General features: G+C 43.4%; 7 protein-coding genes and 1 pseudogene. All 8 read right to left on the reverse strand.

Features of this window, described 5'->3' with window-relative positions:
- Positions 1-6: 6 nt before the first annotated feature.
- Entirely contained in the window at positions 7-8,460 is an 8,454-nt protein-coding gene (locus G5B12_RS18110) for an Eco57I restriction-modification methylase domain-containing protein (RefSeq protein ID WP_174088571.1), read from the reverse strand.
- Between the two features lie 27 nt (positions 8,461-8,487).
- Positions 8,488-10,602 (reverse strand): type IA DNA topoisomerase, encoded by a 2,115-nt coding sequence (locus G5B12_RS14095; RefSeq protein WP_174088573.1) that lies wholly within the window; start codon positions 10,600-10,602, stop codon positions 8,488-8,490.
- 72 nt (positions 10,603-10,674) lie between these two features.
- A complete protein-coding gene (locus tag G5B12_RS14100) occupies positions 10,675-11,340 on the reverse strand; it encodes a CD1107 family mobile element protein (protein WP_117636429.1) in 666 nt (221 codons plus the stop codon).
- The gene (locus G5B12_RS14105; protein ID WP_029730842.1) at positions 11,330-11,665 is read right to left on the reverse strand and encodes a DUF4315 family protein; all 336 of its coding nucleotides are present in this window, start codon (positions 11,663-11,665) and stop codon (positions 11,330-11,332) included. Before G5B12_RS14105 ends, G5B12_RS14100 begins: the two co-directional genes overlap by 11 nt.
- 16 nt (positions 11,666-11,681) lie before the next feature.
- Entirely contained in the window at positions 11,682-14,111 is a 2,430-nt protein-coding gene (locus G5B12_RS14110; RefSeq protein ID WP_174088575.1) for a C40 family peptidase, read from the reverse strand.
- Positions 14,112-14,116: 5 nt separating this feature from the next.
- A complete protein-coding gene (locus G5B12_RS14115; RefSeq protein ID WP_147397701.1) occupies positions 14,117-14,482 on the reverse strand; it encodes a hypothetical protein in 366 nt (121 codons plus the stop codon).
- 70 nt (positions 14,483-14,552) lie between these two features.
- Positions 14,553-15,374 carry a class B sortase gene (gene srtB / locus G5B12_RS14120; RefSeq protein WP_334297805.1) on the reverse strand — a complete coding sequence of 274 codons (822 nt, stop codon included), beginning with the start codon at positions 15,372-15,374 and terminating at the stop codon, positions 14,553-14,555.
- Positions 15,340-15,791: pseudogene (locus G5B12_RS14125) on the reverse strand (VirB4-like conjugal transfer ATPase, CD1110 family); the annotation flags it as partial. The gene srtB and the pseudogene G5B12_RS14125, both read right to left, overlap by 35 nt.

Here is a 15,791-nt window from a genome sequence, read left to right on the forward strand (position 1 = left end):
TACCCTTTATAACTCCTGTTCATGTTTCTTTTTTGGTTTCTGCTGTTTTTCGCCTGTCTGCTCCTGCTGTTTCTGTTCTTTCATTCTTTCCAGAATAGATGTTTTATGAACACTGTCAGCAATTCTGTCCTGTCGTTCCTCCGGCACGTTTACTTCCGGGTTTTCCCCGATTCCCTCGTCTGCCAGAAGATTTTCTCCCCCTTTCTCATCCATGTTCAGCATGGCATTTAGTTCTGCCAGACGTTCCATTTTTTCACTCAGTTCCGCTTCTTTCGGGAATGGCTTCTGCACCTCTTCCTGTGCGGTCTTTAACTGCTGTTGTACCGTTTCCAGATTCTGCTCGGTATCTGCCAGCTTTTTCTCGATTGCAGAAAGTGCATTATGAATCCTCTGGATATTACCCAGAGTATCCTTTCCGAACTCAATCTTATAAGAACATTTTCCCTTGATCGTCATGGTATAAGTATTCGACAGAAAATTATATTCTGAAGAAAGTGCAAAACCATGATATTCCCCAATCTGCCCGGCTGATTTTACGGACTTCAAACCGGATGCTGCTGAAATCAGTGCAACTCCCGCTTCCTTTTTATCGGTATACAGCTTTCCACCGACTGTCATTGCAAAGTGGTCATTATCCTGTAAATCTACTTCTTTTACCACATCTGCATCCACACGCATACCGGCAATTTTCTCCTTCAATGCTGCAATCTGTACCGGATACCGCTTTGCAATATCCGATTCCAGACGATAGATCTGACTGGTGTGGTTTGCTTTCAGAAGTTTCAGTTTACTTACCTGCACATCCAGATCCATTTTTTCTTTGATGTACTCGTTTCCTGTTGCCAGTGCTTTGATCTCTGCATAGGACAGGGCTGTATCATCTACATCTTCACAGGCACGCACCGGGGATTTACTGGTCATGATCTGTGAAATAAACTTCTGCTTGTTTTCCAGAATCTGCCACATGTACGAATCAAACGTATTTTCCGTTACATACCGGAAGATTTTTACCTTGTCATTCTGGTTTCCCTGCCTGAGAATACGTCCCTCCTGCTGTTCCAGATCTGACGGTTTCCAAGGGCAGTCCAGATGATGCAGTGCAAGTAGTCTGTCCTGGACGTTGGTACCAGCACCGAGTTTTGGAGTGGAACCCATCAGGATTCTTACCTGCCCGGCCCGCACCTTTGCAAACAGCTCCGCTTTTTTCACCTCCGTATTGTACTCATGGATAAATGCGATCTGCTCTTTCGGGATTCCCCGTTCCACCAGCTTATTTCTCACATCATCATAAACATTGAATGTTCCGTCAGTTTTCGGTGTGCTGAGGTCACAGAAAATCAGCTGGGTAGCCTGTGTATCTTTTCCGTCCTCCCATACCTGGAAAGCATTCTCCACGCAGGCATTTACCTTGCTTTCCCCTGCATCTGGCAGCATATCATTTAAAAGCCTCTGGTCTAATGCACATTTTCTTCCATCATTGGTGATTTTGAGCATGTTATCTACCCTTGGATCTACCGCACCTCCCCTAACCTGCTCTGCACGTTCTGAAAATGCTTCCACCATTTCTTTCTGCTCATCGCTCGGTTTTAATACTTCATTGATATATTCTGCTTCCGGTACAGGAAGATTCAACATGTCCGCAGTCTGAATATCTGCTGTTTCCTTAAATATGGAAATCAGTTCCGGAAGATTAAAAAAACGGGCAAATCGTGTTTTTGCACGATAGCCCGTCCCTTCCGGTGACAATTCGATTGCTGTAACTGTTTCTCCAAAAGTCGCTGCCCACGAATCAAAATGTCCCATTCCCATATTCATTAAAGTATCATACTGGAGGTATCTCATAATGGTGTATAATTCGGTCATACTGTTTGATACGGGTGTTCCCGTTGCAAACGTGATTCCTTTTCCCCCGGTAATCTCATCCATGTACCTGCATTTCATAAACATATCTGAACTTTTCTGTGCATCGGTCTGTGAAATGCCTGCCACATTCCGCATTTTAGTGTATAAAAAAAGATTTTTGTAATAATGTGACTCGTCCACAAACAGCCTGTCCACGCCTAACTGCTCAAAAGTCACAACATCATCCTTTCGTGTCTGGTCATTTAATTTTTCCAGTTTTGCTTTCAGGGTTTTCTTCGTCTTTTCCATCTGTTTAACGGTATACTGCTCCCCGACCTGCGTCTTTGCTGATTCAATAGAAAATGTAATATCTGCAATCTGATCTTCCAGCAATGCAATCTGTCTTTCCCTGGAAAGCGGGATTTTCTCGAACTGGCTGTGTCCAATAATGACCGCATCATAATCTCCTGTTGCGATTCTGGAACAGAACCGTTTTCTGTTTGCCGGTTCAAAGTCTTTCTTCGTTGCCACCAGAATATTTGCTCCCGGATATAAGCGTAAAAAATCACTTCCCCACTGTTCCAGCAAATGGTTTGGAACCACATAAAGGCTCTTTTGTGCCAGTCCCAGACGCTTGCTCTCCATACCGGCTGCGATCATCTGGAATGTCTTACCTGCACCTACGCAGTGTGCGAGCAGTGTATTATTTCCATAAAGGATATGTGCCACTGCATTTTTCTGATGCTCCATCAGCTTAATTTCCGGATTCATTCCGACAAACTGGATATGACTGCCATCATATTCTCTTGGTCTTACACTGTTAAACCGTTCATTATAAATTTTGCAGAGCGTTTCCCGTCGGCTCATATCCTTAAAAATCCACTCTTTAAATTCCTCCCGGATCAGTTCCTGCTTCTGCTGCGCCAGAGTAGTTTCTTTTCGGTTCAGTACCCGGTGTTCCCCATCCGCATCATGTATTGTGTCATAAATTTTTGTGTCACGCAGATTCAGTGCATCCTCCAACAAGCGATAAGCATTTGCCCTCTGTGTTCCATAAGTTGATGTGGAAAGTGGATTATTGCTGCTATCCACATTCTTTCCCTTTACATTCCACTGTCCAGTCACTTCCGCATACTGCACTTTAATACGCTCATAATTGATATGGTGTCGTGGTGTATGGAATGTTTCTGCCATGAACTCTGTAATATAGTCCGGAGAAATCCATGTTGCGCCAAGCCTTGCTTCAATTTCAGAAGCATCCAGATCTTTTGGCTGTACCCGTTCCAGCGCCTGCACATTGACCATATATTCTGAATGGTTTTCTGCAAACTGTCTTGCAATGTTCAGCTTCTCCCTGACATTCCCGGAAAGATACTCGTCGGATGGCTCCCATTTATCCGTAAGAGGATTCTTAAAGATAACACCCGTAAGCTCCTCTGTGACCTCTTCCTCTGTTTTCCCTGTAAGCTCCATCATATAAGGAATATCCACTTTCGCCTTTTCCCCGATAGATACCGCCAATGCCTCACTTGCAGTATCTACCGATGTTACCGGCTCTGCCCTGCGGATCGTCCTTTTCGTAAATATGTCTGCTTTTCGCTTCAACTCGCCCTTTTCATCCAGAAATTCAAGGGAAGTCAAAAGGCAATAGCTGCTGTCCATGCTGAACGCTCTTTTATTTGCATTGCTGCTGAGTAGTCCATACTTGGAAGTAAAACTGTCATAAACCTGATTCAACTCAGCCTGTAAGCTGGCAACCTCTTCATCACTGCATTCATCCAACTGCCGTTCCAGAAGCCTGTTTGTTGCATCCCGGATGGCAACCATACCTCTGACACGTTCGCCTGTCACAACGGGAAGTTCCATCTTATTCATAACAGAATTTTCCCTGTAATAAATATCCTCTCCGACAAGTGCAAAGCTGAAGTTCTTAATGTTCGGATCTGCCGGTATGGATACTACCTGTTCTTCCAATTCCGTATCCGAAATCTCCTGCTCTGTAATAGTTCCCTGGATATGCTTCACCGCTTCTTTTAACTGCTCAGCCAGATCTGCTCCCTCTTTTGCCTTTACCGTTACTTCCTGTTTTCCGTACTGGGTACTTTCTGTTGTAAAATCCCCAAGCAACATTTCCGGATGGTCAGCAAAATAAGAATTGACCGTATATCCTTCTGGTGTGGTTTTTAACTGTACCCAGTCTGGCTCTGTGATCGCAGCCCTGTCCCTTTTCTGGAAAAACAGAATATCCGCAACCACACTGGTATTGGCATTTCTCTGGAAAGCATTGTTCGGTAAGCGAATCGCCCCAAGCAGGTCTGCCCGATTTGCAAAATACTGTCGGACTTCCGGATTCTGTTTATCCATCGTACCGCTTGATGTGACAACTGCCACCACTCCTCCGGGACGTACCAGGTCTAAAGATTTTGCAATAAAATAGTCATGGATCATAAAATGGTATCGGTCATACTTGCGGTCACTGACCTGGTATGCCCCAAACGGTACATTTCCGATTACACAGTCAAAAAAGCTGTCCGGGTAACTGGTTTCCTCAAATCCCTGTACTGCAATCCTGTTCTTCTGGTAAAGCTGCTTTGCAATCTGCCCGGAAATCGGATCAAGCTCTACACCATACATATTTGCATTACTCATATTTTCCGGTAAAAGTCCCATAAAGTTACCTACTCCACAAGACGGTTCCAGGATATTTCCCTGTTTCAGTCCCATATTTCCAAGTGCTTCATACATTGCTTTGATAACTGTCGGAGAAGTATAAAAAGCATTCAGCGTTGATGCCCTTGCTGCACTGTATTCTTCTGGCGTGAGGACTCCTTTTAACTGCGTGTATTCCTCTGCCCAGGCACTGTTTCTTTCTTCAAAAGCCTGTGGAATACCGCCCCATCCAACATATCTTGACAACACTTCCTGTTCTTCCGGTGTTGCTAATCTCTGCTCCTGTTCCAGTTCTTTCAGCAGCCGGATAGCTTCCATATTTGCTTTAAACTTTGCTTTCGGACCGCCAGCACCAAGGTCATCGTCTGTAATATGGAAATTATGAGGTTCCTGTTCCTGCACCTGTTCATTCTGCAGATATGGTAAAAATTCTCCCTCATAGCCAAACAGTTCGTTCTCCCCTGGAATATAATTTCGTCCGGTTTCCATACACCGGAAAATATCAGCTTTTGATGAACCACTCGCTTCGTAGAATCCTGCATAGGAATATAAAATATCATCTTCTCGCTCGTAGGTGGTCAAGTGCAATTCTGTATTTCCTCTTGTCTGGTTTACCAGTTCTTTCCCTTCCAGACCTTGCGGAAGAATCCCCACTGCTTCAAAATGATACCCCTGATATTCAAATACATTCTCGTCCCACTGTTCCTGTACAATTACAGATTCCGGCTCAGATTCTGATTCTTGTAAATCCAGTTCCTGTCGTACTCTGGTAATTTCTTCTGGATTCATGACATGATCTGTATATGGCTCGATCATATCCTCCTGCCATCTGCCATTATCATTCCAGATTTTTTCTGAAATGTCAGAAACCAACTGTATCTGTTCCGGTGAAAAGTCTGGATTCAGTACTGGTTCTAACATACGCTCCTGTTCAGCCAGCTTTCGGATAACAGCCATCTGTTCCTCGGAAAAATCCTCTACAGATTTTCCAACTGTATCCATACTGTCATAGATCAGTTCGCCTACACGACTTTTTAATACATAATCATCCTCATAAAAGCCATCTTCCCACAATTCTTTTGCTTCTTCAAAGGATATATGCGAATCTGCCTCTGGTTCTTCATTCTGTATCTCTTCCACTTCTGCAACCGATTCTTCTACTTCCGGTTCTTCCGTAATTTCCTCTGGTTCAGAATTACTCATAATGTCAAATAAAGACATCTGGTATCCTGTCAAGCCTTCCGTCTGCTCTGCTACTTCCTGTGCCGGGAAAATCGTATAGCTTCCCTCCACATACTGATGTACTTCTGTTAAAAGCTGTAATTTCTTCTCATAAGTTTCATTTACTGATTCAAAATCCAATGGCAGCATTGCCAGTGCATCGTCCATCGCCTGTAACAGTTTCTGTGCCTGTTCCGAATCATTCAGCATAGCAGGTAATTCTTTTTTTGCTTCTTCATTGAAGAAATCCTGTTTAAATGGACGCTCAATTTCTTCTGGCAGTCTTGCATAAAAGCTGATCACTTTCCCTGCAATTCGTTCCCTTTCATAATCTGGCATACGGGAATAATCAGCAGAATGTAAAAACTGTTGATTATCAATCAGATAACCGACTCTTTTCGCCACTTTTGCCCAGGGAAGCAACACCGAAGTATCTGGATTCCCATAGGTTCCTCTCTCCAGTTTCAACCCTTTTCCGTCATAATCTGCATGGGAATTATCTGCACCACATAAAGCGTGGCTACAACCACCTGTACCGTATTTTTCCTTAATAAAATCTGTTCTCGCTTTATCATCTTCATTCAGAAGATAAAACGAATAGGTAGAAAGCCTGCCATCAGAATAAGGGCCTCCACCGGCAAGAAAAGCGTCTATTTCATCCTGAGTAATAAACACCTTATGTTCCTGCCATGCAAATTCCTCCCTGGCACTGTATGGAACCACTTCTGCTGCAAATTTCTGGAACTGACTGGATATTCTGACTGGGTTATAGGTACGGAACCGCATAATGCTTCTATCTTCCTCATAAGCCATTGCCAGTCCTTCCAGACGCTCATTCATATCTGACAGCCACTGCGAATCTGACAACTTTTCTTCCAGATAATCTGTTATTTCCGGATAAATACTGCGAAGATATGGTAAATCCTCTTCATCAAAAACAAGTTCCGCTACACCCTCTGCCATATCCGCTTTCATATAGGCAAGTGCCTGGGCATGTTCCTTTACTGCGTTCTCCCTTGCAACATCGAGTACAGACTGCGGTGCATATTCACCCTGTTTCAAAAGCTGATGGATACGTCCACTCACATCTTCCCAGGATAAAAACGCCTTATCCAGAATCTGATCCGTAACCGTATGTCCTACTGCAATTTGCAATCCGGTTTCATCAAACCAGACCGAATACTCCATACCATTGATTTCAAAGCCTTTTCCACCAGTCCCATACTCCCGCTTCACAAACTCCGTATATTCCTCCGGTGTCTGTTCGCTCATAAAATTATAGATAATACGAAGCTGGCTCTTGCTTCGGTTTCCTCCGGTTCTTAAAACCTCATCGACCACTTCATTTGGAATGGCAATCTCTCCTGCATAAAGGGCAGCTACTCTGTTTTCAATTTCTCGTTTCTGTTCATTTACAGACGGAAGTTCTGGCAAAGATAAAGCAGAGGCAATTTCTTCCTCTGCTTTACTTAACTGATCTTCACTTGTATCTTCAATTAACTGTATACCAATTCCGTCAAGATGCTCTCTTCCGCTGTTGCCGTCAGACTGTTCATATGTGCTGTCCACGCCATCGGGTTCTCCTCTTTCGACGGTGCCGGATTCTTCTCCAACAGTTTCTCCATCAGTACTTCCAATCTCTCCTGTGCCGCTTTCTCGATCTCCTCCAGATGGCTGTTCAATTTCCCGGTCAGCAACAGGCTCTGGTACAGGCTGTTCTTGTACTCCTTCAGAAATGTCCTCCGCAGCATTCCGTATTTCCCGATCTGTGCTTCTGTTTCCTGAATTGTCAGGTTTGGAAACAGATAATCCCCTTTTCGATGATATGTCAGTGCCATACTCATTTCCTCCTTCATTTTCCTGTGAATATTCTTTTTCTGTAATAGTATCGTTGTTTTCTTTGCTTTCACGAATTAACGTGTTAAAGTTATTATAATTCCTTTCTTCTGAATTTTCAATACCTTTTTTCATTTCTTCTAATGAAATGCGATGTACATATCTTCCAATATCCACCAGAACTGATTCACTCGCTCTGCTTGTGGCATTTCCAATGAATGTCAGCACAGAGAGGCGATTGTAATCTGTAATATGTACAAAATCCATTTCCTCCTGCCATTCCATTGGATCAAGTCCGCATCTGGAAGCAAGAGTATAATAAATGCTGTCCGTCAACAGACTTCGGAACTCACTGCGGATGGTATCTTCCTCCAGTTCTTCCAGATAGGTTCCCTCTGTCACATACAACAGACCATCCAGATACTCCTCCAGATTTTCCTCCACCATATACCTAGCGGTTGCCATCAAAGCGTCAGAAAGATTTTTCGTATCTTTCGCTTCCAATCCATAAACTTCTTCCAGGTGAAGCAATACCTCTTCCTGCTGTTCTTCCTGTAGTTTCCACAGATACGGTGTTCTTCCACCATTTACCATATGGGTATCCTGAACATCGAATACATATCGAAGTCTTGTTTTCTGCGTGGTTTCATCTATAAGGGCAATTCCTTTTGCCCCTCTGTTTACCCACCGAAACATTTTTTGATTCCATAATTCCAGCGACGCACAGGCAGTTGCCTGTGGACGCTGTGCATGAATCAGAAGCTGATCCATAAATGGGTATCGGTATAATCTGGCTGCGGTATCCAGATAGTTCATCCAGTCCCTGGGCGAACTGCTGATACTGGATGCATGTGCTTCTGCAAGACCTCTTATATCTTCCAATCGAGCCATAACCTTATTCCTCCTTCCGTCAGTTCTTTATTTTTTCTTTTTGTTGCTGTTTGTTTTCTTTTTAGGAAATTCCAGACTGAATCTGGCTTTTCCATCTTCCACCCCAAGTACAAGGTCAGCATCAAATTTGCTGTCTTTTTTCTTGGAATACAGTCCTTTTACATGAGTACGTCCCCTTTTCAGAAGCTCCACAGCCATCTTTTTATCCATTGATTTTTTCATACTTTCCAGAAACCTATTTGACTTCCATAAAGCAAACGGACAGCTTCTGTCAGAACAGTAATAATTGCTCTTACCCTCATATACATCGGAACCGCATATTGGACATTTCCCGATTACTTCCCTTGCAATCTGAAAACGACTTCGTTCTTCTTCCGGAATCGCCCTGCATACAGAAAGGATCTCAGTAATCATAGATACAATCCCATCCATAAATTCATCATCCCGAATTTTTCCCTTTTCCATCATCAGAAGCTGATTCTCCCATTCTGCTGTCAGGCTTGCAGATTTCAGATTCTCCGGCATCACATGAATCAGCTCACAGCCTGCCGCCGTAGGAAGAATCTGTTTTCCTTTACGTTCTGCATACCCGGAAGATACCAGTTTCTCAATAATATTAGCTCTGGTTGCCGGTGTCCCAAGTCCCTTTTTCTCTGTTTCAGAATCAAATTCCTTATTTCCCGCTGTTTCCATCGCAGCAAGCAGAGTATCTTCGGTAAACATCTTCGGTGGGGAAGTGTAATGGGTACTCTTCTCTGCTTTCACAGAAACAAGAATCATTCCCTCCTCATACACTTCTGGAAGTCCTGTCTTATTATCTGGTTCATCAGATTTCTTATCCTTCACACAATATTTCCGAAAGGCTTCTTCCACTTCTTTAAATCCCATCTGCACAGGCAGCTTTCCTTTCGTAGCAAATTCATGTTCTTTGCACTGTACAGAAATTTCAGTCTGCTCATAAAGGTAATCTTCTCCGGTTGCCTGTACAAGCTGCTGTCCAATCAGCATCATAAGATTTTTCTTTCCATCTGAAAGTCCTCCCATACCTTTTTCTACTGCCTCTTTTGTCAGCAGGATTGCATGGTGGTCTGATACTTTTGTATTATTGATTACACGCTCTGCATTTCCTCCAGACTGTTCAGATTTCAAAAATGGGAGAAAATCTGTCATTTCATCTGCAAGTGTTTCTACCGTTTCTTTCATATCTTCCGTTACATACTGGCTATCCGTTCTCGGATATGTAACCATCTTTTCCTCATACAGTTCCTGCAGCATATCCAGTGTTTTCTGAGCGGTGTATCCAAAATAACGGTTCGCCTCTCTCTGCAGACTGGTCAGATCATAAAGTTTCGGCGGTGAAATTCGTTTCTGCGCCTTTTTTACTTTTGTAACCATTGCTTCTTCCCCATCACAAAGTTTTCTTAATTCGTCTGCTTCTGCTTCAGACTGGATATTTTCTGATGTTACTGTAAGTTTCCCATCTGACAGAGAAACCTTATAATAGGCTTCTTTCTTGAAATGCTCGATTTTCTCTTTTCTTTCTGTCAGCATGGAAAGCGTTGGTGTCTGTACCCTGCCGACCACCAGGCGTTTAAAATATCTGGTTGTATAGGCTCTCGTTGCGTTCATTCCGATCAGCCAGTCTGCCTGCGCTCTGCACACCGCAGCATTACAAAGACCTGCGTATTCTTTCCCGTCCTTTAAGGTCTGGAAGCCTTTCTGAATTGCTTCATCTTCCATTGAACTGATCCACAGACGCTTCACTGGTTTTTGACAGCCTGCCAGATCATAAACTCTTTTAAAAATCAGTTCTCCCTCTCGCCCGGCGTCACAGCCATTGACCAGATACGCCACATCTTCCCGATTCATTAAGCTGCGCAATACTTCAAACTGCTTCTTTTTATCCTCTGATACCTGCACTTTCCATACTTCCGGGATGATCGGTAAATCCTCAAACTGCCATTTTTCATATTTTTCATCATAAATTTCTGGTGGTGCATATTCTGCCAGATGTCCCAGGCACCAACTGACAATGCAACTGTTCCCCTCCAGATAGCCGTCCTCTCTCTGATATGCAGATAAATTCTTTGCAAGGCTCTGTGCTACACTTGGTTTCTCTGCAATCACTAAAAATTTTGCCATATTTTCCTCCTGTTCCTGTCAAAAAGGCAGTCCCAAAAGAACTGCCCTTTCTCCATACCTTATGATTTTTTGTTATTTCTGCTGATTCTCTGCATTTTCTTCATCTTCATTGATGTAACTGTCATCAGCAAATTCCAGCCCTTCCTCTACAATGCCGTCCTCTTTTTTCTTTCTCAATTTTCCAAAAGCGAACATGCCAAGACCACCCAATGCCAGCGTTGCAACTGCTCCCAAAGCAATCCATCCAATCATCTTGTTAATGCCAGATTCCTGCTTTGCCTCTGTTTCCGGCTGTGCTGTAGTTTCCGGTTCTGGTGTTGTAGTCGTTTCTGGAAGAACAACCGCAGATTCCTCTTTCTTTTCCGTTTCTTTGGTTTCATCTAAGAACTCTGCCAGGTCATTTTCATCCACAAGTGACATCATGTACACATTTTCAGAAGTACCGGAACGGTCAATGACCATATAAAAGGTATTTCCATTCTTTGTCTGTACAGTCAGAAACTGCTTGGTACTGTCATTCTCCTTATCATCCACAAGCTGTCCGTTTCCCGGTGTAGAAAACGGTGTTCCTTCTGTGGCAGGCTGCTCTGCAGGCTGTTCTTCTATGACCTGCTCTGTTGCTTCGGTCTGCTCTGCATTTTCATTTGCCTGTGCAAAAGCAGTCACACTGGCAGAACCAATCAGCATCGTAGCTGACAGCATGACCATCAAAATTTTTTTCATTACCTTATTCTTCATCTTCCAAATCCTCACTTTCTTCTACCTGTCCGGTTGCCACATTTCTCTCCAGACTCTCTTCTTTCTTTGCATCTGTTTCGGAACTATCCATAGAGAGATTGCCCTCCTCATCAAACTGCATGGTAACTGTTCCGTTCTGAATCCCATCCAGAAAAGTCAACATCTCTCGACTATCCATTTTCATGGAACGAATCGCCTTGATAATTTCTGCATCCTCCATCTGCTTTTTCTGGATTTTTAGTTTCTTTACATATTCCTGTAATTCCAGAATCTTATCTTCAGTTTTCTGAATATCATCCAGAACCTTTTTTAATCGCATGTTCATATTCCATCACTCCCTTCTAATGAAGCCTTCCAAATGCCATAAAGTGTTGCTGCCAGTAAGAGCTTGCAATGCTCGTATACTGAATCGGGTTTCCACAATGGATCATCATATTATTTCCTACATAAATTCCAACATGGCTCGCTCCCGGCGTATCATAAGTTCCCTGGAAAAAGATCAGATCTCCCGGCTTTGCATCAGATGGAGATACATAGGAGCAATAAGACCGAAGCCCATCTGCCGTTGTTCTTCCTACATTCCAGCCATTTCCGCAGTTATTGATTACCCAACATACGAAACCGGAACAATCAAAACTGGTAGATGGAGATGCACCGCCCCACACATACGGATAACCCAGATATTTTTCTGCTTCCCGAATCATCTTGGCAAACTGCGGATCAGAAAGTGCTTCTGCCGGAATATCATATCCAAAGCCTGCCCCGCCTGTCGGAATTGAGTTAAGGTCAAACAGATAATCACGATTTCCATAGTATTTGTTGTAAGCGTCATACTGCTCCTGTTCCTTATCTGTCATACGGTTTCTTAAAACTGCATCCAGATTATGGTTCGTGAGTGTTACATCCAAACGGTTCACTTCTCTTGTCGTTGTTACTTCTACTTCCTGACTTCCGTTGCTGTCTGCTATGTACGCTTCCCAGGTCTGATGCCCATGTGCTGATGCAGAAGCATGATCACCATAATATACATCAAACTGAACACCATATTTTGCAAATGCTCCCGTATCTTCTACTACATATTCCACTCCGTTCATAATGACATGGGTTCCCATTGGCACAAATGGATTGGAAGCATCTACTGCAATCGTATGATTAGCCTGTGGATATGCGCCACTTGCAGTCGGACCACCACTCCACTGCCCGCAACAGATTGAACAGTTACAATATCCGCTGGTCACCACCTGTCCCAGTGATTCCCCAACCCTGACCTTTTTCTTTTCTGTTACAGTTTCTCGTGTCGAGTCCGTATACAACCCATACTGTTCCTTAAAAATCTCCTGGATCTCATCCGCAACCTCTGCATAGGTAAAACCGCCATACTTGACTGTCAAGTAAGAAATAAGCTGATACGGGTTGTGTCCAATCTCATCAATCTGGAACTGGAACTCATCATAGTCGGAATGGTTTGCCTTCATCTGATTGATCTGCTCATTCAGTGCATTTTCCAATGCTACATAAGCATTTTCCGCAGCATAAATATCTTCATCCTCACTGGAATAACTGGTAGAAATAATGGCATTGGAACCTCCCTGGAATAATGCAGCGCAACTTGACAGACTCGTTGCCATCAATGCAAAAAGCAGAACCATAACTCCTATCGTCAGAAGGATATTCCGGTTCTGCGCCACAATCTCCTTGACTGCTGCCTTGGCTTTCTCCGTAAATCGCTGTGCATTTACAAACACTGCATCTTTCGCAGCCTTTCCCTGTTTCGCAGCCTGATACTGTTTCTGGTAACGCTTTTTCTGCAGTAATTTCTTTAAGGCAGACTGTTTTTTCTGCTCTGCTTCTTTCTGAACCGCCTTTTTTGCCTCATTGGAAGCACTAGTTCCAAACTGCAAGCGGGATTTTTCCATTTCTTCCAGCACAGATTCCCTTAACCGGTTATTTCTCTGCCGGTTCTCTTTTAACCGTTCCCGGACGTAAATTGACTTTCTTGCAAGACTTTCTCCCGCAAGTTCCATTTGCTCTGCTGCATCAAGAGCCGCATTATCGTCGGTATCCTCTCTGATCTTTTTCTGACCATAGGCAGATGCCGTTTCAGAAACAACGGTTGCACCCTTTCTTGCCATTCCACTGCCTGGAATCATACCTTTGCCTTCATCTTCAAAGGAAAGACGGGATTTTGATTTCTTCTGTTCTTTTAGCGTCTGTTCCCTTTTCGTCTTGCCTTTGATCTCTTCCCGAAAATCTTCCATTGATTTTTCATCAACTTCTGACTTTTCATGGTAGCGTTTCTGCTCTTTTGCTGCATAGGCTGTGACCATCTTTTTCTTTCGGCTCTGCCTGTCTGGTTCCGGTGTTTCAGAATCACGTTCGGCATCCTGTCCCGGATGTCCCCGGATACTTTCTTTACGAAGTCTGGAACGTGAAACAGACGGAGATTTCTCCCCGTCTGCCTTATCCTCACTCATTTCTGAGTTTTCCATTTCATCCGCTTCCGCAATTTTTTCCTGTTCCAGAAAAGCGTGTCTTGACTGTAACCTGTGTTTTCCCTCTGTTCCTTCCTCTACTGGTTCTTCTGCAGTATGAGCTTTTCTTGCCTTTCCAAAATCCAGCTCCTGTTCCCTGTGTCCGGCTGTTTTCTTCTCATCTGCCTCACGTCTGGTAATTCGCTTCTCCTTTTTACTGCGAAGATTTTCTTCCCGAAGTCCATCCCGGCTCATCTTCTGGACAGTTTTATCCCTTGCTTTATATTCATGCTCCTGCATGGTCATCATCTCCTGATTTCATAATTTTTGTTCAGAAACGTGTTCCATCTGTTTTCAATGGCAATCGCCTTATCCTTTAATTTCACTGAAACATCAGAAAGACCACTCTGTAACTCTCGCCCCTGCGTATCTGCAAGCAGAGCCAATGAATCCATTACTTCTAACAGACCAGCAATGCAAAGCATATCCTTATGCGCCATTTCTAAAAGTGATCTTTCAGATTCCCCATAAGCCCAGTAGTCTTCGCTGTCCCAGTCCCAGATACCTCCTGTTCTTGCTTTATCTGGTTTAGAATCCGGCTCTACACTGTCCTGCTCATTATCAAAAAAATCATTTTCATCGCACTTAATTTTCTCTTCCGGTTCTTCCATATCACTTATCTCATCAAACCAGTCCTTCGTCAGATCTTCGCAGCCAAATTCAAATTCTTCCGGTTCTTTCTCAGCTTTCATTTTGCTGAATTTTTTTTGCAACCACGACCATACGCCCATTCCGCTGTGAATATTCGCATGTGGACAATGTAAGCAGCTTGTCCCCATATTCTGCTGTGATTCCGGTTTCATAGATTGCTTTTCGCTTAATTTCTCTAATAAAGTACTCATAACCTGCCCCTTTCTGTGCTTTTATAAAACTGTAATAGTTAAAGTCATTTCCGGTATAAACCGGTGTTGTAAATGCTGATAATATCTGATACTGTTCATTTCCCCATATGGTACGGAACAGGATTGTTGGATGCTCCTCATAAAATCCCTTGTCTTTATATTTTTCAAGATCAGCAAACATCTTCCCACTGTTCATATGATGCCCATAGATAATCAGGTTGTCTGAATCTCCCGGCACACATTCCTCAGCAAGAAACAGACAGCCATTTGCTGAGTAGTCCCCATTAAAATCCCGATGCAGATAATAATTCTTATCTCCGGGCCTGTACATAACTGGGTAGTCTATCTTTGTTCCCTCAATCGTAAGCCACCCAATACAATCTGGATTTTCCTCATGCAATGCCAGTATTCCAGCATCTACTTCTATAAAAGAATCGCCGGAAGAATTTTCTCCCGGCTCGTCCTCTTTCTCCTGCATAAGTTCCTGCAACTCTTGCTGTAACTGATTGTCCTGTCTTTCCTGTATGAACATTCCCATCAGAAAGTAAATACTGATAGTAAGCAAAATAATCGAAACAATCATCAATATTCCTGCTATAAACCGCCTCACTCTGCCACTCCTCCTGTTAATCGTCCCTGTCTTTGATGCCAAGTTTTTCACGTTTTTCCACATCTTCCGGTTTCGATGACATTAACGCATACAGCATAAGAGAATTATCAAATCTGTCCTTAAACGGAATAATTGTATTTCCATAAAAAATCAAGCCTTCTCCTGCTCCACTGTTTGTCACATAGGAAAGCTGATGCGGAGAGATGTTAAGCTGTTTGGCAAGAATCTGTCTGTCCCCGGATGCCTGGTTAAGCATCAGAATAAAATCAGAGTTTTCAAAAATATTCTCGATTTCCCTGGAAGCTAAAAGATCCTTAATGTTCTGGGTAATTCCTGTCGGAATACCGCCCCATTTACGGAATCGCTTCCAGATTTCCACGCTGTAGGCTGCTGTCTGTTCTTCTTTTAAGAGAAATCTCGATAGGTCAGACGCTTTCACGCCTTTCGCCCCGAGCCACACCGTGCAAG

The organism is Blautia sp. MSK.20.85, from assembly GCF_013317245.1.
Classification (GTDB): domain Bacteria; phylum Bacillota; class Clostridia; order Lachnospirales; family Lachnospiraceae; genus Blautia_A.

Bases quoted from the DNA above. Each gene is read 5' to 3' on its own strand.
- G5B12_RS14100 (WP_117636429.1), bottom strand. From the start codon at position 11,340: ATGAAGAATAAGGTAATGAAAAAAATTTTGATGGTCATGCTGTCAGCT.
- G5B12_RS14105 (WP_029730842.1), bottom strand. From the start codon at position 11,665: ATGAACATGCGATTAAAAAAGGTTCTGGATGATATTCAGAAAACTGAA.
- G5B12_RS14115 (WP_147397701.1), bottom strand. From the start codon at position 14,482: ATGGAAGAACCGGAAGAGAAAATTAAGTGCGATGAAAATGATTTTTTT.
- G5B12_RS14110 (WP_174088575.1), bottom strand. From the start codon at position 14,111: ATGCAGGAGCATGAATATAAAGCAAGGGATAAAACTGTCCAGAAGATG.
- G5B12_RS18110 (WP_174088571.1), bottom strand. From the start codon at position 8,460: ATGGCTCGATTGGAAGATATAAGAGGTCTTGCAGAAGCACATGCATCC.
- G5B12_RS14095 (WP_174088573.1), bottom strand. From the start codon at position 10,602: ATGGCAAAATTTTTAGTGATTGCAGAGAAACCAAGTGTAGCACAGAGC.